The sequence below is a fragment of the Actinomyces bovis genome, assembly GCF_900444995.1.
Taxonomy (GTDB): Bacteria; Actinomycetota; Actinomycetes; order Actinomycetales; family Actinomycetaceae; genus Actinomyces; species Actinomyces bovis.
Genome location: NZ_UAPQ01000009.1, coordinates 14,048 through 36,095, shown reverse-complemented (window position 1 = coordinate 36,095; position 22,048 = coordinate 14,048). Strand labels below are relative to the sequence as shown.

Below are 22,048 nucleotides of genomic sequence, written 5' to 3'. Positions count from 1 at the left end.
TGACTCAGGAACGGTGACACTTGTCCGGCTTTTTCGCCCTGCTAGACGACATCGCGACCCTCGCCAAGATGACGCTGTCAACTATTGACGACACGGCGAGTATCGCGGTGAAGACCGCCGCAAAGGTTTCTGCGGCCGCGGTGGACGACGTCGCCGCCACCCCCCAGTACGTGACCGGCATCTCCCCGGACCGCGAACTGCCCATTATCAAGCGCATCACCCTGGGTTCGCTACGGAACAAGTTCCTCATCATCTTGCCACTTGGCTTGTTGCTGACCGCCGTAGCCCCTGATCTCCTGCCAGTGGCCCTGATAATCGGTGGCCCCTACCTGTGCTTTGAGGGAGGAGAGAAGGTGCTCGGCCGGTGGTTGCATCACGAAGCTTCGGCGCAGGAGGAGCAGGCCAATGACGAGGACTCGATTGTCCGGCGAGCTATCACCACTGACTTTGTGCTCTCAACTGAGTTGATCTTGCTGGCTATTGCCTCGGTGAACGAGACTCAGCTGCGGCGACTGATCGTTCTAGCCATGATTGCCTTGCTCATAACCTTTGCGGTCTACGGTCTGGTGGCGTTGCTCATCAAAGCTGACGACTTCGGCGTACATCTGGCCCAGAACGCAAGCACTGGACCTGGGCGCGGTTTCGGGCGTCTGATTGTGCGAGCAGCTCCGGGGACCTTCACCGTCATCGGCTATATCGGCACCATCGCAATGCTTTGGGTGGGAGGAGAGATTCTCTCCCACAACTTGGAGCACTTTGGCCTGCACTACCCCTATGCCTTCATAGAGCAGGCCGAGCGGATTGTCTCCAATCCGGTGCTCGCTTGGCTTTGCAAGACCGCTGTCTCCTGTTTGATCGGTGCCATCATCGGCTGCACGCTCGCGCTGCTATGGGCCGGTCTGCACCAGATCCTGCCCAAACGGAAGCGCCACAACCAGGCATGAGGACTCGCCCCAAGCACCAGCCCGCCCAGAAACAGCAGGTTCTTCTAGGGGCCTTGAAACACGCCTGGATCTGGCGGTCTCTGTTCTCCTTGCTTGCCGGTGTGCTCGTTTATGCGGCCTTCCCACCGCCCCTTAGCGGAGCGCTGCCGCTGCAGGGCTCCTGGTGGCTGGCACCTATTGGAGTGGGGCTCTGGGGGGCCCTGCTGCGGGGCTCAAGCCTGGTCTCCGGGGCGGTTCTCGGTTCCTGCTTTGGCCTGGGCCTGTTTGCACCGCTGCTGCATTTTGCTGCTATCGCGATGGGCAATGCCGTTGGCTGGGTGGCGTTGACTATCACTGAGTTGCTCTACCTGACAGCCCTGGGCTTGGCGTGGGCTGCAGCCAGCAGGCTCAAGGCCTTTGGTGCTGAAGCCAAATGGTGGACTGGCCTGGCTCGGGTTGGCGCCTTCACCCTGCTGTGGTGCGGGGTGGAGGAACTGCGTGCCTCTTGGCCCCTGGGCGGCATGCCTTTTGGACGCTTGGCTTTTGCGGCGGCTGATGCTCCAATGCTGCCCATCGCCGCCTACGGAGGCTCAATCGCCTTAACCGCCTGTTTGGCCTGCCTGGGCGCCTGCCTGGCAGAGGTGATGCAGGCTCTCCGGGTCCGCCACTGGCCCCGTCTGGCCCCAGTATTTGCTTGTGGTGCCTTGGTGGTGGTGCTGCCCTCCGTGCTTCCGCTCTCCACGCAGGCTCAAACGGGAACGCTGCGCGTGGCGGCGGTGCAAGGCAATGTGGCTAAAGACTTTGAAGATGCCTTTGGCCGGGCTCTGGAAGTCACCTCCAACCACCTGGAAGCCACGCGCGCCGTGGCCCAAGAGACCGGCCCCGGTGGCGTCGACGTCGTGATCTGGCCGGAAAACTCTGCCGATCTAGACCCCCGCGCTGAGCCCCGTGCCGCTGCGCTGGTACAAGAGGCAGCAACGACGGCAGGCGCACCGGTGCTTGTCGGCGCTATCAAGTACGCCAATGACGGGCCAGCAGGCCGAACGGTTCGCTACAACGACCTCTTGCTCTGGGACCAGAAGCAGGGGGCGGGGAACTACTACCGCAAGCATCTGCCGGTACCTTTTGCCGAGTACATCCCCTGGCGCGGATTTGTCCGCCACATCACCACCGAGGTCGACCGGATTGGCGTGGACCTGCTGCCCGGCACCGAAGGGCACACCCTTGCCGTCCCAGCAGCCTCCCAAGGCCGAGAGGTGCCCCTGGCTGTCGGCATCTGCTTTGAGGTCGCTTATGACTCTGCCCTGCGTGCCGGAGTGCTGGAGGGAGGCGAGCTGATTGTGGTACCTACCAACAACGCCAGCTTCCTGCTCTCCTCTGAGGCTGGTCAGCAACTGGCGCAAGGGCGAGTACAGGCGGTGGTGCACGGACGCGCCGTCGTGCAGGCCTCCACCGTAGGCATTACCGCGATTATCAACCCGGCAGGGCAGGTAGAGCAGGCCACCAAGGCCTACACCCAGGCCGGGCTGGTTGCCGAGGTGCCGCTGCGCAGCTCGCAGACCTGGGCGGATCGTTTAGGACCGTGGCCCGGCATCGTTCTAGAGCTCGGTGCAGCTGCCCTGGCACTGGCAGGTATCCTTGGCGCCACAATCGACGCCGTAGCCCGCAGACGCGCACAGCGTCGCTAAAACATCGGAAGGCCCAACTTGAAGACCCTGGTCGTCATCCCGACGTTCAACGAGATTGATTCCCTCCCCGGAGCCCTGGACCGCGTCCGCAAGGAACTGCCCGCCGGCCACATCCTGGTGGTCGACGACGCCTCACCAGACGGAACCGGCGCTTACGCAGACGAGCGTGCCTCCGCAGATGAGCAGATTCACGTCCTGCACCGCACCGAGAAGAACGGTCTGGGCCCGGCCTACCTAGCAGGCTTCGACTGGGCGCTAAAGGAAGGCTATGAGCTGATCTGTGAAATGGACGCAGATGGCTCTCACCGCGCCGAGGACCTAGCGCTGCTGGTCCAGCGCGCAGAGATGGCCGATTCCCCAGACTTAGTCATTGGCTCCCGCTGGGTTAGCGGGGGCGCCACCCAGGGATGGGACGCCAAGCGTGTGGCCCTGTCGCGCGCTGGCAACCTCTACATCTCCGCGATGCTCGGCATGCGCGTCAAAGACGCAACTGCTGGCTTCCGCGTCTACCGTGCGGAGTTCCTGCGCCGCCTCAACCTGGGCAAGGTAGAGGCGCTGGGCTACGGCTTCCAGGTCAATATGACCAAGCTGGTCGATGAGGCCGGCGGCCGGATCGTGGAGATGCCGATTACCTTCCTGGAGCGCGAGGCCGGACAGTCCAAACTCTCCGGCGGCATTTTCACCGAGGAGCTTTCCCTGGTCACCCGTTGGGGCTTGGCCAAGCGGGGCGGACAGGCACTGGAAGTCGCACAAAAAGGGCTGAACGCAGCAGCCGATGCCCTGGCCAAGTTCCGCGCCAAACGCTAAATCGGCGCTCAAAGCTACGACGGCGGTGCCAGCCTCCCGGATAGGGGAGCGGCACCGCCGTCGGGTTAAATCTGGTGCTTAGAACGCCAGGCAACTGCTGAAGCAGCGCTTCACATGCGCTCGCGGTAAATCTCACCGGTGCGCAGCATCTCTAGCCGCTCATCCAGCAGCACCTTGAGCTCGTCAATGCTGCGGCGCTCCAAGAGCATATCCCAGTGGGTGCGCGGAGCCTTCTTAGGAGCCTCAGCCTCCGGCTCCTCCTCGCCACGCAGGCTGGCCACCTGGCCACATTCGGGGCACTCCCAGGTGGGGGGCACTTCCGCCTCAACAGACATCGGCAGCGTGGTGATATGCCCCAGGGGGCACTCATAGCTGACATTCATCCGCTCGGCGAACTCAACGCCCTCCTCGGTTTCCATTGACTTTGCGCCAATGGTCATCCCTCGCAGTGCGCGGTCAGCCATGCTTTTGCCTCTCCTAGGTGGGTGGGGACGGTGGGGCAGAACCCACCAGTTTGGTGGCGCCTCAGTGGACGGGTTGGTTCCCGGCAGGCGCACCGCCACATATCTTACCGGTTTGCCTACCAACTCGGCCCATCCTCTGCTGAAGGCGGTACCAAAGCCGCCGCTTGAGGCCACCACTTGGGGTAATACTTGGCCCATGACTCCCAAGCGCATTGGCATCCTCACCGCTGGCGGCGACGCCCCTGGTCTGAACGCAGCTATCCGTGGCTTTGGCAAAGCCGCAATTCAAGAGCACGGTTGGGAGCTGATCGGCTTCCGGGATGGTATGCGTGGCCTGGCTGAAAACCGCACCATTGAGTTGGACGGCAGTGCCCTAGCGGGAATCCTTACGATTGGTGGCACCATGCTGGGCACCAGCCGGGACAAGGTGCACCGCATGCTGGTGGATGGCGAAGTCCGTGACATGATCCCCACGATTGTGGAGAACTACGAGGCCAATAAGCTCGACGCCCTGGTCTGTTTGGGTGGAGGCGGCACCGCCAAGAATGCCAAGCGCCTCATGGAAGCTGGTTTGAATGTCCTGCACCTGCCCAAGACGATCGACAACGACATCGTGGGCACGGACTCATCCTTTGGCTTTTCCACTGCTTTGGAGATCGCCACGGAAGCTGTGGACCGCCTGCATTCCACGGCTCACTCTCATCACCGCATCATCCTCACGGAGATCATGGGGCACCGGGCCGGTTGGCTGGCCCTGGGGGCAGGCATTGCTGGGGGCGCCGATGTGATCCTGCTGCCAGAGATTCCCTACGACGTCGATGCGATCGCCGAGCGGATTGAGCGGCGTCGCTCCTACGGCTCTACTTTCTCTGTGGTAGCGGTGGCTGAGGGCGCGCTGAGCAAGGCCGATAGGGCAGAGATCGATGATGCGCAAGCCTTGGTGGCTGATGCTTCCACCCCGGAGGCCAAGGCAGCGGCTAAGCGGGGGGTGAAGCGACTTGAGGCATCTCACCGGGCCAATACCTTCACTCTGGCCACGCAGTTGGAGGAACGCACAGGCCTGGAAGCCCGCGTAACCATCCTGGGCTACGTGCAGCGTGGCGGCACTCCGAACGCTACCGACCGTTTGTTGGGCACCCGCCTGGGGGTGGCAGGTGCCCAGGCGGTAGCAGAGGGAAACTTTGGCGTCATGGTTGGCGACCGTGGCACGGGCACCGAGCTAGTGCCACTCAAACAGGTGGCTGGAAAGGTTAAGCAGGTGCCTCGGGATCACGAGTGGATCCAGGCGGCCCGCGCCGTCGGGACCGCACTGGGGGATTAGAGATAGCGCGCTAGGTATTCGCCGGTGAGAGTTTCCCGACTGTGCACCAGCTCAGCGGGCGTACCGGTGAAGACCACCTGGCCGCCGTCATGTCCGGCGCCGGGGCCCAGGTCAATGATCCAGTCAGCGTTAGCCATCACCGCTTGGTGATGCTCAATGACCACCACGGTCCTGCCGGTGTCCACTAGATGATCTAGCAGTTCCAGCATTGCCTGAATATCTGCCAGGTGCAGCCCTACAGTAGGCTCGTCAAGCACGAGCACCTCACCGGCTTCGCGTAGGTAGACCGCCAGCTTCAGCCGCTGGCGTTCACCACCAGACAGGGTGTTGAGCGCTTGACCGAGCCGGAGGTATCCCAGGCCGACATCGCATAGTGATCGCAGGATCTTGGTGGCGGCGGGCACGCGGCTCTCCTTGGCACTGAACAGTTCCAATGCCTCAGAAGCACTCAAGGCCAGCACCTCCGCGATCGACTTGCCACCGAAGGTGTAGATGAGCACCTCGTCGTTGTAGCGGCGCCCTTCGCAGGCCTGGCAGGTGGTGGTTACGGTCTCCATAAAGCCCAGCTCCGTGTCGATCACGCCGGCGCCATTGCAAACGGGGCAGGCGCCTTCGGAGTTGGCGGAGAACAGTGCGGGTTTGACGCTGTTGGCTTTAGCGAAGGCTTTGCGGATGTGCTCCAGCAGGCCCGTGTAGGTGGCGGGGTTTGAGCGGCGCGAGCCTTTGATGGGGGACTGATCAATGGTGACTACGCCGTCTTGAGGGGAGAGGTGTCCGTGGATGAGGCTGGATTTGCCGGAGCCTGCCACCCCGGTAACGACTGTGAGGACACCGCGGGGCAGGTCGACGTCGACTTGGCGCAGGTTATTCGTGCTGGCACCGCGGATCTCAATGAATCCGGTGGGGGAGCGGGGGCTGGATTTGAGACTGGCGCGGAAGGCTAGGTGCTTGCCGGTGAGCGTGTCGGCTGCGCGCAGTTCATCCACGCTGCCTGTGAAGACGACTTGGCCACCAGCGCTGCCTGCGCCGGGGCCTAGGTCGATCACGTGGTCGGCGATGGCGATTACCTCGGGTTTGTGTTCCACCACCAGTACGGTGTTGCCCTTATCTCGCAGGGAAATTAGCAGTTCGTTCATGGCGGCGATGTCGTGCGGGTGCAGACCGATGCTGGGCTCGTCGAAGACATAGGTGACATCCGTGAGCGCAGAGCCCAGGTGGCGCACGAGTTTCATGCGCTGAGCCTCACCGCCTGAGAGGGTGGAGGCGGGTCGGTCCAGCGAAAGGTAGCCAAGGCCGATGCTCACAAAGGCGTTCAGGCTTTCACGCAGGCGGGTGAGTAAAGGAGCGACTCCGGTGATTCCCTGCACCGCCTGGGCGTCGGTTGGTGCCTTGGTTTCTGCCTTGGCTGCGGCTTCCAGTCCGCTGACCCAGGTGGCCAAATCGCTGAGCTGCATCGCGCAGGCCTGCGCGATGGAGATACCGGCGATGGTGGACTGGCGAGCTGATTCGGCCAGGCGGGTGCCTTCGCATTCGGGGCAGCTTTGGAAAACGACGGCGCGGTCTACGAAGGCGCGCAGATGTGGCTGCAGTGCCTCAGGGTCCTTGGAAAGGATTGACTTGCGGAGCTTGGGTAAGAGTCCCTCGTAGGTCATCTGGTGGGTGTCGATCTTGACCTTGGTGGGCTCTTTGTGGAGGAAGTCTTCAAGCTCCTTCTTGGTAAAACTGCGAATAGGTTTGCTCGCTGGCAGGAAGCCAGACTCTGCAAAAACCCGTACTAGCCAGCCATCCGGGGTGTAGCCGGGAACCTTGATGGCCCCTTCTAGCAGGGAGAGCTTCTCGTCATAAACGGCAGCTAGGTCAATGTCTGTGACGCGGCCGGTGCCTTCGCAGCGCGGGCACATCCCACCTTGGATACTAAAGTGCTTGTGCTGCGTGACGGTGCGTCCGGCCTTGACGGTTTTTATGGCTCCACCGCCGGTGACAGAGGGGATGTTGAAGGCAAAGGCTTGGGGGCCACCGATCTGGGGCGTGGACAGGCGAGAGAAGAGGATTCTCAGGGCGCTATTGAGATCACTAGCGGTGCCTAGGGTGGAGCGTGGATTAGCGCCCAAGCGTTCCTGGTCGACGATGATTGCCGGAGTGAGACCTTCCAGGGAATCGACGTCGGGGTGGGCGGTGGAGGGCATGAAGCCTTGCACGAAGCTGGGGTAGGTCTCGTTGATCAGGCGCCGAGACTCGGCGGCGATGGTGGAGAACACCAGGGAGGATTTGCCGGAGCCAGAGACCCCGGTGAAGACCGTGAGCCTCCGTTTGGGGATTACGACGTCGCAGCCGCGCAGGTTGTTCTCCCGGGCGCCGGTGACGCGAATGTAGTCGTGTGAGTCGGCGGTGGAGATCTGCGCAGGCTGGCTAGTTTTGGTCATATGGTGATTCTGCCTGTCTGGTAGGGCAGTTCGATACTGCCTAGTGTCGAACTGTGGTCTTACTTATGACAAAACCCTGCGTTGCCGAGATTGCCTAAACCGCGCAAGTCAACTACGGTATGACACATGCAAACCGCAGTAGACGCCGCTGGAGACGGCCCCTTAGACACGCTCCGCATGATTGCCGCCGAACGCAAGGAACTAGATGCGGCGCAAGCGATCGCTGTGCGGCGCGCCAGAAACGCCGGCTTTAGCTGGGTGGCCATCGGCGCCAGCTTGGGCGTATCCAAGCAGGCCGTCTACAAGCGCTACGGCAAGTGACGCTCACGGAACTCATGGCGCCACAGGCGCCGTTCCAGCAAACCACTTAGGCATGCGCCTACAGACGCACTAACTGGACAGTCGGGCCGCTGGTAGATGCATCAACTCTAAGGGTATCGCCGATAATGTACATTATGTCATTTTCGGCAAAGCTTGCGCACCTCCCACCGTCACGAGAGTCAGGACCTAGGCTCAGCTCATGCCTACCTCACCGAGCCCCACCCCCTTCCCCACGGCGGTTTTCCTGGGAGACTCGGTCACCACCGGCTGGGGCTCCATCACCCATCCACGCAACCGCTGGACCTCGCTGGTTTGTGAACATCTGCGTTGGCGTGAAGTCAATCTGGCGGCCGACGGATTAGGTTTCTTCTGCCGGCGCGGCGGAAAACTCCCAGGCGGCTCGAGCTCACCTTCCGCCTGCGACACGACCTGGCTGGAGGCGGTTTTGCGCTGCGAGCCAGACCTCGTCACCGTCTCCCTGGGGTTAAACGATGCCGCTCTGCTGCCCTCGCAGCTTGAACTGGTCCGTCAGGCCGTGGAGCACGATCTGACCTTCCTGCGCACTCGCCTGCCTGGCACGCCCATACTTGTGGCGCCCTTCTTTCCCTGGTTGGAGCGGGGCCCACGCTTCGCCGTCGTGCGGACCATGGTCCACGACACCGCCACCGCCGTCGGACTCCAGTCAACCGATGCGGTCAGCCAGGCCGTAAATGGTGATGAAAACCAGCTCGTAGGCGACCTCATCCACCCCAATGACGCCGGTCACGCCGCCATAGCCCGAGCCATGATCGAGGTCTATCGCAGTTTGTTCCCCCAGCTGTGCACGCTGGAGCACGGTAGGGACAAGTCATAGGCCCAATTCGGTTGCGGCCAGCCAGTCGACAAATGGCGTCTTTGTAACTGTCCCCTATCATGGTCAGGCAGATAAGCACCTAACTGTCTTACAAGGAGGAACTCCGTGGCAGAGCGGAGAGAACCAACGCTCGCTGACGTCGCGAAGCTCGCTGGCGTCTCCCTGACCACAGTCTCCCGCGTACTGAACAACCGCGGCTACCTCTCTCAGCGCACCCGCGACGCCGTAGCCGAGGCCATTAAAGAACTCGACTACCACCCCAACCAGCTCGCACGGGCCCTCCACGGCAAGTCCACACACACCGTCGGGCTAATCGTTCCCTCAACGGCGCTCCCCTTCTTCGGCGAGCTGGCTGTTGGCGTGGAGAATGCGCTGGCAAAGCACGGCTACCGCGTGCTTATCTGCTCATCCATGGGCAATGTAGAGCGTGAGAAGCAGTACCTGGACCTGCTGCTTTCCAACCGTGTGGATGGAATCATCACCGGGGCCCACAACGAGAATATTGCCGAATACACCACGGTCCGCATGCCGCTGGTCTCCATCGACCGCGAGATCCCCGGAGTCCCAAATGTCCGCTGCGACAACGTTGCCGGAGGAAAGCTAGCCACGCAGCGGCTTCTCGATGCTGGCGCCAAGCACCCAGCTTTGCTCAGCTCTTCCAGCGGCCCACGCAACCTCCGCGAGACCGGATACCGCGAGGCCCTGCAACACTCCGGCGCCGAGCCAGTCGTACTAACCGTGCCCTTCCACACCGCTGACGTCCAACGCGAACAGTTGATCTTTAAGGAGCTGGACTCTGTGGCGGCACAGATTGACGCAGTCTTCGCGACTGATGACCTCACCGCCGCTACCGTGCTGGACTGGGCCCGCCGTCGTGGCCTAAAGGTTCCCGAGGACTTTAAGGTGGTCGGTTTTGACGGGACGACGGCGCTGCGTCGGGCCCTGCCGGGTCTGACAACAGTACGCCAGCCCATCGCCGACCTGGCTGAGCAGGCAGTGAGCATTCTGGTAGAGCAGATCGGAAAGCGGCAGGTGGGCGCGCCCGTGAAGGACTCTGCTCCCCCACTCCCCTGCGTCCTTCCCGTGGAGCTGGTCGACGGCTGGACTACCTGAGCATCACAGCAGATCAATAAGAGTGGCCCGCCCCGCAATATGCAGGGCGGGCCACTCTTATCAGGATCAGGCGCTGACTGTGGCGGGCTCCACTGTGTAGAGCTTGGCTCCGCAGCTCACAGTCCCGGCGGTCTTGCCGCTGACACCAGCGAACTGGGCGCCATTGGAAACCACTACCGGCGTCACAGTCTGGTAGCCGGCTTCCTTGACCACGTCCCAGTCAACCTCAACCAGCAACTGGCCCTTGCGGACTTGGTCGCCTTGCTTAACCTTGGGGCTAAAGCCCTTCCCCCCAATCTTGACGGTGTCCATGCCCACGTGGACTAGCACCTCAATGCCGCTGGCGGAGCGGATGCCATAGGCGTGACCGGTGGGGAATGCCAGAATGACTTCCCCGTCCAGCGGAGAAACCACCGCTCCCCCACTGGGCTCGATGGCCAGACCATCACCTAGAGCACCCGAGGAGAACACCTCGTCTTCCACCTCAGGCAAGGGGATTACCTTGCCTGCCAGGGGTGCTACGACGGCAAAATCCTGCTCCGCACCCTCCGGCAGTGGAGAGACGGCTCCCCCTTCATCTACCTGCGCCTCAGCATCGTCGGCGTCGGCGGCAGCGGCTGCTGCCTCCTCTGCTCCCAAACTGGCCTTGCCCCGCGGGGTGGAGGCGTAGGCAAAGGCTGCACCGAAGGAGATTATGAAGGTCAGGGCTTCAAGCACTAGGTACATGGGGATGTCGTTGGGCTTAATGGATACCAGACCCACGAATCCTGCGGCTCCGAGCGCCTGGCCGCGCACATCAAACAGGGCCACACCCATGGAGCCCAAAGCTGCGGCCCCCATGGCCACAAAGAAGGGCCAGCGCAGTCGCAGGTTGACACCGAAGATTGCTGGCTCGGTAATACCGAATACCGCAGAGGCGCCACCGGCGCCCGCCAGACCCTTGAGCTTAGCGTCGTGAGCCTTGAAGAAGACCGCCAGGGCGGCTGCACCCTGTGCCACGTTAGCCATAGAGGCAATCGGGAAGATGAAGTCACCAACGCCACTGGTAATAAGCGGGATCTCCACTGCGGGGAAGGACTGGTGCAGGCCGGTGACAACGATCGGCGAGTAGACCAAACCGAATAGCAGGCCACCAAAGGCTGAGAGGTGGTCGTAGCCCCAGGAGATGCCGTTGGTCAGGCCCTCTGCGATGAGTCGAGTGACCGGCCCGATGGCGATGAAGGCCAAGAATCCTGTCACCAGCATGGTGACGAGCGGCGTCAGTAGGAAGTCAACGGTGCCCTTGAGGCGCTTGTGCAACCACTTCTCGATCACACACATGACGAAGGTGACCGCCAGGGTAGGAATGACCTGTGCCTGGTAGCCAATCTTGGCCACCTGCATGCCGAATAGGTGCCAGTACTCAACCTGGGCTTCACCGGCTAGTGCAGCACCGGTGTTCCAGGCGTTCAGCAGGTCGGAGGAGACCATGGCGCCACCGATTGCCGCACCCAGGTAGACATTCCCACCGAAGCGCTTAGCAGCGGAGAAGCCGATGAGGATCGGCAGGAAGGAGAATGCCGCGGCAGAGATCATGTTGATCAGGGCGGCATAGTCGGTGAGCCAGGAGAACTTGTCTACCAGGGAGTACAGGCCCTCTGGATTCTTGTCCGTGATGTAGGCAGAGCCGGAGAAGAAGTTAGCGGTCAGGACGTTGTTGATCGCCATCATTAGACCGCCAGCGATCAGTGCTGGCAGCACAGGCACAAAGATGTCCGCGATCATCTTGATGAAGCGAGAGAAAAGGTTGCCTCCCTGAGCAGCTTCCTCCTTAGCCTCGTCTTTGGAGACCTCGCGTACTCCCCCATCGGTGACCATATGCTTGTAGACGACGTCCACGTCACCCGGGCCCACGATGATCTGGTACATGCCTCCGGCCAGGAAAGTGCCCTTAAGGTCCGGGTCGCTATCGAGTGCCTTCTGATCGACCTTTTCCTGGTCTGCTAGTACTAGCCGCAGGCGTGTCGCGCAGTGCGCAGCTGCGGAGATGTTGTTGACGCCTCCGACGTAACGGATGACGTCTCTCGCCACGCGGGCGTGATCCATAGCCACACGGGGCTCCTTTCTCAAGAAGTGATGCTGAGTTGAAGTGCTGCTGTGTTGTGTGAAAGGGGATCTGCTGTTTGCTCTTCGTTGAACTTGGCTTGATCACACAGCGATGACGCTTAGGATGTCACCAATGTATGTCAAACGTATGACATATTAGCGCGATCCAACCCACTGCACAAGAGCCCGATCACAAGCGCCTGCGGCGAGTGTGGCGCTAGTCGTGTCGCAGGGCGCGAAGACCTTCAAGCTTTTGGCCAGTTGCTGCGCACAACCGCACCCCTGCAGCCTCAGATGGCAGGAAGCTGCGCAGCGTAAACGCCAGGGCGCCGTCACCCAAGTAGAGCTCGGTGACAGAGGCGTCGTGCAGCACCTCTAGCTGCGTGCTGGCCCCATTAGGCAGGGTGATCCTGCGCTGGCCTCCATGCTGGGAGTACCGGGACGTGCTGCGATCTACGGTCAGCACATTTCCTGCGACTGTTATGTCCACGTAGCAGTCTTCCGTGCCGATCCTAAGCGTCAAGTTTGGCTGCTCCCCCAGCGTCAGGTTTAGCGCCAGCTGCCAGTGTCGCGAGCCGGTAAGTTCCGGAATTTCCTGCCAAGCAGGGCCTATCGTCGCACCGGAAAGCGCACAAGCGGTGGCCGCGGGCCCATTGCTTGACACCACAGGCCGTTGGATGAGCTTGTTGGCCCGCAAAGACAGCAGGCGGGGCACGGTCATTGTGTGCACCCAGCCGGACGAGCTAAGAGAGGGCTGATCGTCCTGCGTGGCATTGCCTGCCCACCCCATAAGCAACTCGGGGCCTGGCTCGCCAGGACGGTGCGCAAAGACCTGGGGCGCGTAGAACTCGAAACCGCGGTCCACCTCAAAGAAGCTGCCGTCACATTCGCAGAAATCCAGGCCTTCCAGCCTGCCGACGGCGTAGACGCAGGGGAAAATATTCTCGTAGCCCTCAGCTTCAGGCGCGATTCCTTGAGGGCAGAAGATCAGCACGTCTCGTTCTTGACCCGTCAGCTCATCAGTGAGGCGCACCAGATTGGGGCACTCCCACATATAGCCCAGGTGATCCATCGCGTCACCCGCGTCTGGGAAGCGGAGTTCGCCTTCAAAGCTCCAGTTCACCAGGTCCTTAGAGCGGTAGAAGACGGCGGCGCCGGTTTCATTTGCGCGCTGCACCCCAAGCAGCATCCGGTACTCCCCTGGCCGCGCCGGGTCTCGGAAGACCTGGGGGTCGCGGTAGTGAGCGGTGTAGCCAGGGGCATGGCTGGGGACTACGGGATTTGTCGGAAACTTGTTGAAGTGCTGCAGATCTTGACTGGTGACCAGGCATTGGCTGGCGCTGCGCTCTCCGGTCTGCGGATCCTTGAGATTGCCGGTGTAGAAGAACTGATATCCAGCCCGCCCGGGCGCCACAGCGACCTCGGCGTCAGCGAGCACCAGCGCTGTGCCGGAGTAGGCGCCGTTGAGGTCGTAGGGGCTGTCGGGCGCGACGGCGGGATCGTGGTGGCGCCAGGTGAGCAGGTCTGTGGAAGTGGCGTGCCCCCAGTAGACCAGCTTGCGTTCAGGGTGGAAGGGGGTGAACTGAAAGAAGGCGTGATAGGTGGAGCCATCGACCAGGAGACCATTGGGGTCGTTTAGACGCCCGACGGGTGGGGCCAGGTGATAGCTCGGGTAATCGGGGTCCTGTTGCGCCTGGGAGCTTGCGATCGCAGTAAGCGCCATTGCCTGTAGATCTTCAGCCATGTCGGGAGGTTAGCACTATGTCAAACGTGCGTCATCTGGTCCTCTCTTTGCGGTATGCCGCTCCACTAGCTGCAGGCTTATCGGTTATAGGGTCGTTACATGGCTGAACGTCGCCGGAATAACGTCTCTGCAAGCAAAAAGAAGCCAAACCCACAATCTCGTGGCCTGGACCTGGGCATCGACTTGGGTACTACGCGCACGGTCGTCGCTCGCGCAGACCGCGGCAACTACCCAGTGGTCTCATTCCCCGACAGCCATGGAGACCTCAAGGAGTACCTACCCTCCTTGACTGCACTAACGGACGAGGGCCTGGTGCACGGATTTGCAGCAGAGGCGGCAGCCCGCAGCGGGGCACCGTACCTGCGGAGCCTGAAACGTACCCTCGCCTCCCCCAGCGTGCGGGCTGACACTCCCGTCGAGATCGGCGGCCACACAACATCCATCATGGAGGTGCTGGTCTCCTACCTTGAGCACCTGCGCTTCCTTTTGGAACAGAACCCGGACATAGGCGCCACTGCGCTACAAGGACCTGACGCACGGTTAACCGTGGCCGTCCCCGCACACGCTTTCAGCGCGCAGCGACTCCTCACCCTGGACGCCTTCTCCCGGGCAGGTTTCTCAGTCACGGCCCTGCTGAACGAGCCCAGCGCGGCAGGTTTTGAGTTCACGCACCGCCGGGCCTCCCAAGTCAGTGCAAACCGCACCCAGGTTCTGGTGTATGACCTGGGCGGCGGCACCTTTGACACCTCCTTGGTCAGCGTCAGCGGTAAGGACCACCGCGTGCTTGCCACCCGCGGCGTGAGCGACCTAGGCGGCGACGACGTCGACCTTATTCTCGCCGAGTTGGCCTTGCGCGCTGCAGACACCAGTGAAGAGTCACTCAATGCGCACCAGCTCGACGACTTGCTGGAACAGTGCCGCGATGCCAAAGAAGGGCTTTCCCCACAGACCCGCCGTCTGGTCTTAGAGGTTGCCGGAAAAGACGTTGTGGTAGCTACTAAAGAGCTCTACGAGGCCTGCCAGCCACTCATTGAACGTTCACTGGAGGCTATGGCGCCACTCGTGGACTTGCTTGATGACGGCAGTCCGGACCTGTCTGAACTGGCAGGCGTCTACCTGGTCGGTGGCGGCAGCTGCTTCCCGCCAGTGGCACGCGCTCTACGGGAGCGTTTTGGTCGGCGCGTTAACCGTTCCCCGTATCCAGGTGCATCAACCGCGATTGGCCTGGCGATCGCCGCAGACCGAGACTCAGGCTATGAACTGACAGATCAACTCTCACGGGGCTTCGGCGTCTTCCGTGAACAGGACTTTGGCGAGCGGACCAGTTTTGACCCAATCCTGCGCGAAGACTCGCTGGTGGCGGGCTCCAAGACCAAGCGTGAAGGCACAGTGGTTGAGCGCGAGTACCTTTCTGCCCACAACATCGGCTGGTTCCGCCTAGCGGAGTGCTCTAGCGTGGACGCCAGTGGGGAACCGCGGGGCGAGCTGGCTCCCTATGAGGAGATCATCTTCCCCTTCGATCCGGCGCTGCGCGAGGTGGAGGATCTGCGTTCGGTCGAGGTGCGGCGGGGCGACGTCGGTTCTGGCAGGCTTATAAAAGAGCGCTACGAGGTTGATGCCACTGGCGTGGTACGAGTGTCTCTTACGGACACGACCGACAGTTACACGCGTTCCTATGCACTAGGTGCGCGGACGCACTGAGTCTGCTCTACCAAAGGCAGGAGGCCCGTCGCCTAGCGATGGGCCTCCTGGGCAGTCACTAAAGGATCACTGAGGACTAGGCCTCAAGCGTCCAATCACATAGCGCGCAGTCGCGCTGCACGACGCTTGGCGAGTTCGTCCTCCACCATGGGGACATCGCCGGCGTGCTCGACTGGCAGAGCGGCTAGCGACCCCTCAACTTCCCGCCATACACGACCCACCGCGATTCCAAAAACGCCCTGTCCGCCCAGCACTAGGTCAATAACCTCGTCATTGCTGGTGCACTCGTATACGGAGGCGCCGTCGCTCATGAGTGTGATTGAAGCCAGGTCATCCACGCCCCGCTGATGCAGTGCGTCAACTGCGGTGCGAATCTGTTGCAGTGAGACTCCAGTGTCCAGGAGCCGTTTGACTACCTTGAGAACCAGAATGTCTCGGAAGGAGTAGAGGCGCTGCGAGCCAGAGCCCTTGGCTCCCCGCACAGAAGGCTCCACTAGTCCAGTGCGAGCCCAATAGTCGAGCTGACGGTAGGTAATGCCCGCCGCCCGGCATGCGATGGGACCACGGTAACCGGAATCTGAGTCGAGCTCCGGGAGCGGGTCGCCGAACAGCATTCCCTGACCGCGCTGCTGCTGCGGGAGTTGGGCTCTAGCCTCGTTAGCACTCACGCTTGCTCCTATCGGGTTCTCTCTGGCGGTGGGGATGCCGGGGCTGCTCGGATTGGCAGCACGTGGGAAACGATAGGGCCGCTCCGAGCACCCCTCAATCATGCGACGCGGGGTGTCGAAAGACCGGTGGCGCTCAACCTCAACCTGAGGTCAAGCGAAATCTCAAAAACCACCACTTTTACTTGATATTACGTAAGTTTAGCGCAGCTCGAACACCTGTTTGAAGTGACCTAGTTCACATCTCCAGTAACACGAGTAACATGCTTAACAGCACTTCGGGACGCTTAAAGCGCACCTCCCGCCTGCTCGCCCCTGTCAGCCAGCCCTGTCACTGCAGGAAATCATCCACCCGGGCGCGCTCTAGCTGATCTCGCATCTTCGCCATCAACTCATGTACCGGCGCCTCTCCCAGATCCACACCTTGCTGAGCCAGCAAGCGATCACTAACGCAGATTCTCAACTCGGCCGCAGAGGCGACGGCGACCGCCTCTCCTGGTGTGCAAGACACCTGCCGCATGATGCCGGTGCAGGCGCGCAGTTCGAGTGAGCCGAGCAACTCACCATCTGGTCCCACGTTGACGGAAACGCCTTCTACATCTCCCTCTGCGGCCACCACACACCGGTGCAGCAGCTTCAACCAGGTAGGCGGCAAGCCATTAGCTACCGCAGATAGAGCCAGGCCTTCACGGGGAGTGACCGGTACCGCGATCATCCCGGGACCGCGCTCTTCCAAGAGCACGGCCACGAGTCCTTCATCAGCTGCGGTTGATCGCACGCCAACGAGCTTCATCGGTCGCACGTCCCAAGGCTACGGGTCAGGCCTGCGTTTGTCTGACGAACGGGCAGCGCGCTTCAATCAGTAAGCGCTTCAGCCCAGTGACCCCACAGACCTGCGCAGCAGCGCGCTGTGCAGCTCAGCAACTACACCCGCTAGTGCTGCCGCCCGGTCCACTGCAGCAGAGTCAGAACGCGCCCGGGTGGGAGTGACTGCCTGATCAATCATGTCCGCCTCACGCTCAGCAGCCATCCGCACACCGCGCAGGTTGCGCAAGGGGATGCCGCCGCGCACAGCGGCCATAGCGGCGGCCACCACACGCACACTCTCGGGACCAAAGAGCCCGCGAGCATTAGGCGAGACCAAACCGATCTCGATCATCTGCTCCACCTGGGCGATGCTGGCACCGCAGCGCTCCACCAGATCGGTGAGGTCAAGCGGACCGTCGGCCACAACCTGACCGTGGCGCGCCACGACCTTCGGCATGGCGGCCCCCCTGGAGCTGGTGTCCATCTCCTCAAGGCGCTCACGTATTACTGACAAGGGCAGGTACTCGTCTCGTTGTGCACGCAGGGCGTAGCGAAGCCGCTCAACATCTGCACGGGAGTAGCGCCGGTAACCGTTGCCAACCCGGTGGGGGTTAATCAGGCCTTCAGTCTCCAGGTATCTCACCTTGGAGATTGATAGGGCCGGGAACTCGCGTTTGAGCTCGTCAACTACCTGCCCGATCTTCATCTCGGGCTCATGTGATAGGCCGTGGGGCCAGGTTTCGCTATCCGCCGTGGAGACAGTTACAGCTACCCTGGGCTGCCGCTCTCTGGCCGCTGCGGAGGTCACTTTTCCCCGGCAGGCGCAAGCGGACCGGGGTGGTAGGTCATGCGGTACTTGCCGATCTGTACCTCGTCACCAGCCACCAGTGGCGCCATCTCAACCCGGGAACGGTTGACATAGGTGCCATTGAGGGAGCCTGACTCGCGCACGGCGTAACCGCCCTCAGGGAGCTTCACGAAGACAGCGTGCTTGCGGGAGACGGTGACGTCGTCAAGGAAGATATCAGCGCGGGGGTGGCGTCCCACGGTCGTCTCCGGGGCGTCCAGCAGGAACCGAGCCCCAGTGGTAGGGCCGTGCTGCACGATCAGCAGAGCGGTGCCCGCCGGCAGGGCCTGGATGGCGGCTAGATCCTGGCCGTTGAGGCCCGCCGGCACGTAGGCGGGCTCAGGAGCGGCGTCGACTGCTCCGAGAACCTGTGTGGAACTCGGCTCCAGATCATTCGGCGTGCTTGTCATCGCTACCCTTCCCATTCCGCCAGTGCGGGCGCACTGTCTCGGACCCAACCATAGCGGTGAGCCCACGGACGCAGGATATCGGTTCCACTCCGGCTCCGCACGCTCCTTGACGATCGCAACTACTACTTAGAGCGCAGTATCAATCCGCGAATGACGTGGTTTGACACTGCAGGGAGCGTTTCAGATCAGCTAGGTACTTGTGCAGGAGATGACCAAGCGCACGGGGAAGCTCACGGTGTTCTCCCAGCCATGAGCGAACAAGCTCAGCCTCGACGGCGCCGCCCGCATGAGGGAACAGGCCATTGACCAAACGAGTAGCCACTTCCTGACCGCGCTGAGCCCAAAGCTCAGGCAGCGCAGCTAGGTAGCGCTCAGTGAAAGTAGCAGTGAGGCACAGGTGTGAGTCCGAACTGAAGGCGGCCAGCAGAGCGTCAAGGTGATCGTTACTCAAGGACCGTTCAGTAAGAAGCCGCTCGAACACCAGCTCCTTCATACCTGCTTCAGGGGCCGCATGCCGTACGCGCAGGGCAGCCGTCACGCCACCAGCACTCGGATCAGCCTGTTCCTGCGCCACGATCTCTGCCTCCTGGAGCCGGCCTAGCCGAGCCAGGGAGGTCAGCACAGACCAGCGCAGTTCGTGATCGACTTTCAGCCCCGGCAGGCCCTCCTCCACCAGCAGCGCTCGCAGTCGTTTTGCGGTCTGGTCAATCTCCTTAGGCTTAGCCTGCCAAAGCTCACCGGCTGCATTCACCCAGGCTCGCGCGCGCACTAGTTGCGCATCAGAACCTGCGGGTGCGGCCTTCAGCAGGGTCCAGGCATCGGGACCGCTTACCTCACCCGCCGCCCCGGCCAAGCTGAGCAGAGCGGGAAGCCGGTCGACTGTGGGCAGGTAGCGCGTGGCTAGGCGGGCCTGCTGCAGCAGCTTGGCCAGAGTGGCTGGCGCGGTGCTGTCGTCGGCTTGGCTGAGCACGGCTGCAATGAACCAGGCGGGGTGCAGCAGGGCGTCACGCATGAGGTTGTGGAGAACGGACCACCACACCGCACGGGTCAGCGGGTCCTTCAGCTCCTTTAGGTGGTGCAGCACCACCTGCACAGAGGCAGCGTCAGGGCGCACGACGGCGTAAGTAAGGTCCTCATCGTTTACGGTCACCAGGTCCGGTGCAGGCAGACCGACGGCGTCGCTCAACCTGACCTCCGGAGCAGCAAAAGTGACGGGCAGGCTGTGCGTGCGCACAAGTGCGCCCACGCCGTCGCAGGAGTACAAGCCCACTTTGAGGGTGTGAGGGCGCAGCACCTGAGTGTCGGTCCGCGGGTCTGTGCACTGTTGGGTTAGGCGCAGTGATTTGATGCGCCCGTCTTGCACCTCTAGGTGGTTGTTGATGATTGAAGGGGCGCAGGTGTGCAGCCAGGCTTGTGCCCAGGCTTCCATGTCCTTGCCGGTGGCGGCGCTCAGAACCTGCATGAGGTCGGCCAAGGTTGCGTTCCCATAGGCGTGCGCTTGGAAGAGCTGGCGTGCAGCCTGGGTGAAGGCCTCTTGCCCGGCATAGGCCACCAGCTGCTTGAGGACGGCCGCCCCCTTGGCATAGGTGATGCCGTCGAAAGTTTGGCGCGCAGCCTCAATGTCTTCCACGGTGGCCACGATCGGGTGAGTGGTTTCTGCGCGGGCGTCCTCTTCATAGGCCCAGGCCTTGCGCCCCGCAGCAAAAGCTACCCAGGCATCGCTAAACTCGGTGGCTTCCGCCTGAGCCCAGGTGCCTTGGTGATCTGCGAAGGACTCTTTAAGCCAGGTGTCCTCCCACCACTTGGGGGTAACCAGGTCCCCGAACCACATATGGCACATCTCGTGCATGATCACATTGGCTCGCTCGCCGCGTTGGGCGCGGGTGGCGGGGCCTTGGAAGAGGTAGTGGTCCTCGTTAAAGGTGACGCAGCCGGGGTTCTCCATGGCGCCAAGGTTGTACTCAGGCACGAGCACGGAGTCGTAGGAGCCCCAGGGGTAGGGGAAGCCGTAGCTGCGGTCATACAGGTCTAGGCCTGTGGCTGTGATGGCCAGGAGTTCTTTGGCGTCTAGGTGTTGGGCCAGGCTGGCTCGGCAAGACCAGCTGAGCGGCACCGGCGGATCGGTTGGCCGCAGGGTGGAGCGCCACTCTCCCGTAACCTGGTGCCAGGGGCCAGCTGCCAAGGCCGTCAGGTAGCTTGGCAGGGGTTTGGTTGAGGCGAAGTGCGTGACTTCCATTCCTGGCGCGCCCTCCGCTGTTGCTTTGGCTGCGAGTACCCCGTTTGACAGTAGGGTCCAGCCTTGTGGATGGGTCACTGTCAGGGTGAATGGTGCCTTGAGGTCTGGCTGTTCTAGGCAGGGCCAGGCGCGACGTGCATCGGCTGGTTCAAAGTGGGTGTAGAGGTAGGTGGCGCCGTCGACGGGGTCTTGGAAGCGGTGCAGGCCTTGCCCAGTGTTGGAGAAGTGGCCTACGGCGTCGATGGTGATGTTGTGCTGGCCGGGTTGTAGGGACGGCAACTGCACGCGGTAGCCGTCCCAGTCGGGGTCTTGCGCTACTCCGTCCACCAAGACCTCTGCGATGGACTCACCGAGGAAGTCCACCCAGGCGCCGTCGGGAACTGCCGTTTGCACCGTTACGGTGAGTTCGGTGCGCACGGTGAAGCAGGTTGCGGATGCCTGTGGGGCCTGCGTCAGGTCAAGCGTCACCTTCATGGCCTCTAGCCTCAGGACCTGGGAACGCCAGGCGCATTCGGCGCGGCCTAGGTTCCGGGGCGCTGTTGGCCGTGCAGGGCGGTTAGACATCTCGATATTCGGCTGGGGCGCAGTGGGCTTCTCGATCGGCACGACCGCATCTTATGGAGTCTCGGCGCGCCTGTGGATAACTCGGGATCGCGGTGGCGACGCCGTTACGCTCGGCCTGTGCGTTTCCTTCATCCCTTGGCAGTCTGCTTTATGGGTGCAGCCTTGCTGCTGCCTGAGCTCGCTGTGGCTGCAGACGATCCCGCCAGCGCGTCGAATGCGGGGGCGCTGAGCGTTGTGGAGGCTTTGGGGGCGCTTGAGTCCTTGCCTGCGGACTCCCCGGCGCCGGAGTCCTGGGATGGGAATGGCAGCCGCAAAGGCTGGTTTGGCGAGTCCTGGATGGATATCGATGGCAATGGCTGTGACACCCGCAATGACATTTTGGGGCGTGACTTGCTTGAGGCGGACTACTCTCGCGCGGAGGGTCTGCAGAGTCGGGAGGAAGGCCGCGGTCAAGGCGCTTTTGTGTGTCGTGATGCCACGGTTTGGACCGGTCGTCTCCACGATCCGTACACCGGCGCTGTGGTGGATTACCAGAGGGGTGAGGGCTCCTCCCCCGCGGTTCAGATCGATCATGTGGTGCCGCTGAACTACCTCTACGCGCACGGCGCCTGGCAGTGGGATGAGCGACGTCGCCTACTGGTGGCCAATGATCCCCTGAACTTGCTGGCTGTTGCTGGGCAGGCCAATCAGGACAAGGGCAACTGTGGCCCTGCCACTTGCCCCTCTGGTACCACGGCGAATGGTTCGTGGCGCACCGAGTCTGGTCGCGGCTGGTGGCCTCCGCGTCAGGAGTTTCGCTGCGAGTACGCCGCTCGCTTCGTCTCCGTGGCTTCGGCATACCAGTTGGGCCTGCCGGCAGCCGACCGCAATGCCCTGCAGCAGGTTCTGGCAGATTGTGTGGCTGGCGGCGATGGCACCAGCGCTTCCAAGGCCACCCGGACGGTTAGCCAAAGCGCCCACCGGCTGTGGAACGACCCGATGCTCTTGGGGATGCTCCTGGCAGGCCTGGCGTTACTTGGCATCGGCCTTTTGCTCTGGCCCCGACGGCGTCGCTATGGACGCCTGGGCGCCTAGTA

18 protein-coding genes are annotated in these 22,048 nt (G+C 62.2%); 9 read left to right on the top strand and 9 right to left on the bottom strand.

Annotated features, from left to right (window positions below; all coding sequences use genetic code 11):
* Nucleotides 1-20 precede the first annotated feature (20 nt).
* Genes DR039_RS08380 through DR039_RS08370 form a run of 3 tightly spaced genes read left to right on the top strand, consistent with a single transcriptional unit; the run spans nt 21 to nt 3,418 of the window.
* On the top strand, nt 21-944 hold the full coding sequence (locus DR039_RS08380) for a DUF808 family protein (RefSeq protein WP_111836933.1): 924 nt from the start codon (nt 21-23) through the stop codon (nt 942-944).
* Nucleotides 941-2,611 (top strand): apolipoprotein N-acyltransferase, encoded by a 1,671-nt coding sequence (gene lnt / locus DR039_RS08375; RefSeq protein ID WP_111836932.1) that lies wholly within the window; start codon nt 941-943, stop codon nt 2,609-2,611. The genes DR039_RS08380 and lnt overlap by 4 nt, the downstream gene beginning before the upstream one ends.
* Before the next feature lie 18 nt (nt 2,612-2,629).
* Nucleotides 2,630-3,418 carry a polyprenol monophosphomannose synthase gene (locus DR039_RS08370; protein ID WP_111836931.1) on the top strand — a complete coding sequence of 263 codons (789 nt, stop codon included), beginning with the start codon at nt 2,630-2,632 and terminating at the stop codon, nt 3,416-3,418.
* A gap of 110 nt (nt 3,419-3,528) precedes the next feature.
* Here DR039_RS08370 and DR039_RS08365 read toward each other — a convergent pair whose 3' ends face one another.
* The gene (locus DR039_RS08365; protein ID WP_111836930.1) at nt 3,529-3,882 is read right to left on the bottom strand and encodes an RNA polymerase-binding protein RbpA; all 354 of its coding nucleotides are present in this window, start codon (nt 3,880-3,882) and stop codon (nt 3,529-3,531) included.
* Between the two features lie 196 nt (nt 3,883-4,078).
* Here DR039_RS08365 and DR039_RS08360 point away from each other — a divergent pair, with 196 nt between their 5' ends.
* Entirely contained in the window at nt 4,079-5,203 is a 1,125-nt protein-coding gene (locus DR039_RS08360; protein WP_111836929.1) for a 6-phosphofructokinase, read from the top strand.
* Here DR039_RS08360 and DR039_RS08355 read toward each other — a convergent pair.
* Nucleotides 5,200-7,626 carry an ATP-binding cassette domain-containing protein gene (locus DR039_RS08355; protein ID WP_111836928.1) on the bottom strand — a complete coding sequence of 809 codons (2,427 nt, stop codon included), beginning with the start codon at nt 7,624-7,626 and terminating at the stop codon, nt 5,200-5,202. The two genes, DR039_RS08360 and DR039_RS08355, sit on opposite strands and share 4 nt — an antisense overlap.
* Nucleotides 7,627-7,752: 126 nt before the next feature.
* Here DR039_RS08355 and DR039_RS08350 point away from each other — a divergent pair, with 126 nt between their 5' ends.
* The 3 genes from DR039_RS08350 (at nt 7,753) to DR039_RS08340 (ending at nt 9,913) form a co-directional block, all read left to right on the top strand.
* The gene (locus DR039_RS08350; RefSeq protein ID WP_111836927.1) at nt 7,753-7,947 is read left to right on the top strand and encodes a hypothetical protein; all 195 of its coding nucleotides are present in this window, start codon (nt 7,753-7,755) and stop codon (nt 7,945-7,947) included.
* Between the two features lie 199 nt (nt 7,948-8,146).
* Nucleotides 8,147-8,800, top strand: a complete 654-nt coding sequence (locus DR039_RS08345; RefSeq protein WP_111836926.1) for an SGNH/GDSL hydrolase family protein — start codon at nt 8,147-8,149, stop codon at nt 8,798-8,800.
* 105 nt (nt 8,801-8,905) lie between these two features.
* On the top strand, nt 8,906-9,913 hold the full coding sequence (locus tag DR039_RS08340) for a LacI family DNA-binding transcriptional regulator (RefSeq protein WP_111836925.1): 1,008 nt from the start codon (nt 8,906-8,908) through the stop codon (nt 9,911-9,913).
* A 66-nt stretch (nt 9,914-9,979) separates the two neighbouring features.
* On the opposite strand, the gene DR039_RS08335 is transcribed toward DR039_RS08340, so the two are convergent.
* Together DR039_RS08335 and DR039_RS08330 are read right to left on the bottom strand one after the other, a co-directional pair.
* The gene (locus DR039_RS08335; RefSeq protein WP_111837078.1) at nt 9,980-11,998 is read right to left on the bottom strand and encodes a PTS beta-glucoside transporter subunit IIBCA; all 2,019 of its coding nucleotides are present in this window, start codon (nt 11,996-11,998) and stop codon (nt 9,980-9,982) included.
* A 217-nt stretch (nt 11,999-12,215) separates the two neighbouring features.
* A complete protein-coding gene (locus tag DR039_RS08330; protein ID WP_111836924.1) occupies nt 12,216-13,742 on the bottom strand; it encodes a glycoside hydrolase family 32 protein in 1,527 nt (508 codons plus the stop codon).
* A 99-nt stretch (nt 13,743-13,841) separates the two neighbouring features.
* Between DR039_RS08330 and DR039_RS08325 the strand changes: the two genes are divergently transcribed.
* Nucleotides 13,842-15,443: an Hsp70 family protein gene (locus tag DR039_RS08325; protein ID WP_111836923.1), complete on the top strand. Its 1,602-nt coding sequence runs from the start codon at nt 13,842-13,844 to the stop codon at nt 15,441-15,443.
* Nucleotides 15,444-15,538: 95 nt separating this feature from the next.
* On the opposite strand, the gene DR039_RS08320 is transcribed toward DR039_RS08325, so the two are convergent.
* The 5 genes from DR039_RS08320 to pepN all read right to left on the bottom strand — a co-directional run bounded on the left by DR039_RS08320 (nt 15,539) and on the right by pepN (nt 21,014).
* Complete coding sequence (locus tag DR039_RS08320; protein ID WP_111837077.1) at nt 15,539-16,057, bottom strand: MerR family transcriptional regulator; 519 nt, start codon at nt 16,055-16,057, stop codon at nt 15,539-15,541.
* A gap of 382 nt (nt 16,058-16,439) precedes the next feature.
* The gene (locus DR039_RS08315; RefSeq protein WP_172458376.1) at nt 16,440-16,886 is read right to left on the bottom strand and encodes a bifunctional nuclease domain-containing protein; all 447 of its coding nucleotides are present in this window, start codon (nt 16,884-16,886) and stop codon (nt 16,440-16,442) included.
* A 93-nt stretch (nt 16,887-16,979) separates the two neighbouring features.
* Nucleotides 16,980-17,621: a transcriptional regulator FtsR gene (gene ftsR, locus DR039_RS08310; protein ID WP_111836921.1), complete on the bottom strand. Its 642-nt coding sequence runs from the start codon at nt 17,619-17,621 to the stop codon at nt 16,980-16,982.
* A 98-nt stretch (nt 17,622-17,719) separates the two neighbouring features.
* Entirely contained in the window at nt 17,720-18,172 is a 453-nt protein-coding gene (locus tag DR039_RS08305) for an FHA domain-containing protein (RefSeq protein WP_111836920.1), read from the bottom strand.
* A gap of 139 nt (nt 18,173-18,311) precedes the next feature.
* Nucleotides 18,312-21,014, bottom strand: coding sequence for an aminopeptidase N (gene pepN, locus DR039_RS08300; protein ID WP_229116901.1), 2,703 nt, complete (start codon nt 21,012-21,014; stop codon nt 18,312-18,314).
* Nucleotides 21,015-21,089: 75 nt separating this feature from the next.
* On the opposite strand from pepN, the gene DR039_RS08295 reads away from it, so the two are divergent.
* Nucleotides 21,090-22,046 (top strand): HNH endonuclease family protein, encoded by a 957-nt coding sequence (locus DR039_RS08295; RefSeq protein WP_229116900.1) that lies wholly within the window; start codon nt 21,090-21,092, stop codon nt 22,044-22,046.
* The last annotated feature ends 2 nt before the right edge of the window (nt 22,047-22,048 follow it).

Coding starts and splice junctions, on each gene's coding strand:
- DR039_RS08330 (WP_111836924.1), bottom strand. CDS start 13,742: ATGGCTGAAGATCTACAGGCAATGGCGCTTACTGCGATCGCAAGCTCC.
- DR039_RS08325 (WP_111836923.1), top strand. CDS start 13,842: ATGGCTGAACGTCGCCGGAATAACGTCTCTGCAAGCAAAAAGAAGCCA.
- DR039_RS08335 (WP_111837078.1), bottom strand. CDS start 11,998: ATGGATCACGCCCGCGTGGCGAGAGACGTCATCCGTTACGTCGGAGGC.
- DR039_RS08320 (WP_111837077.1), bottom strand. CDS start 16,057: ATGCTGTTCGGCGACCCGCTCCCGGAGCTCGACTCAGATTCCGGTTAC.
- DR039_RS08365 (WP_111836930.1), bottom strand. CDS start 3,882: ATGGCTGACCGCGCACTGCGAGGGATGACCATTGGCGCAAAGTCAATG.
- DR039_RS08350 (WP_111836927.1), top strand. CDS start 7,753: ATGCAAACCGCAGTAGACGCCGCTGGAGACGGCCCCTTAGACACGCTC.
- DR039_RS08305 (WP_111836920.1), bottom strand. CDS start 18,172: ATGACAAGCACGCCGAATGATCTGGAGCCGAGTTCCACACAGGTTCTC.
- DR039_RS08355 (WP_111836928.1), bottom strand. CDS start 7,626: ATGACCAAAACTAGCCAGCCTGCGCAGATCTCCACCGCCGACTCACAC.
- DR039_RS08345 (WP_111836926.1), top strand. CDS start 8,147: ATGCCTACCTCACCGAGCCCCACCCCCTTCCCCACGGCGGTTTTCCTG.
- lnt (WP_111836932.1), top strand. CDS start 941: ATGAGGACTCGCCCCAAGCACCAGCCCGCCCAGAAACAGCAGGTTCTT.
- ftsR (WP_111836921.1), bottom strand. CDS start 17,621: ATGAAGATCGGGCAGGTAGTTGACGAGCTCAAACGCGAGTTCCCGGCC.
- DR039_RS08360 (WP_111836929.1), top strand. CDS start 4,079: ATGACTCCCAAGCGCATTGGCATCCTCACCGCTGGCGGCGACGCCCCT.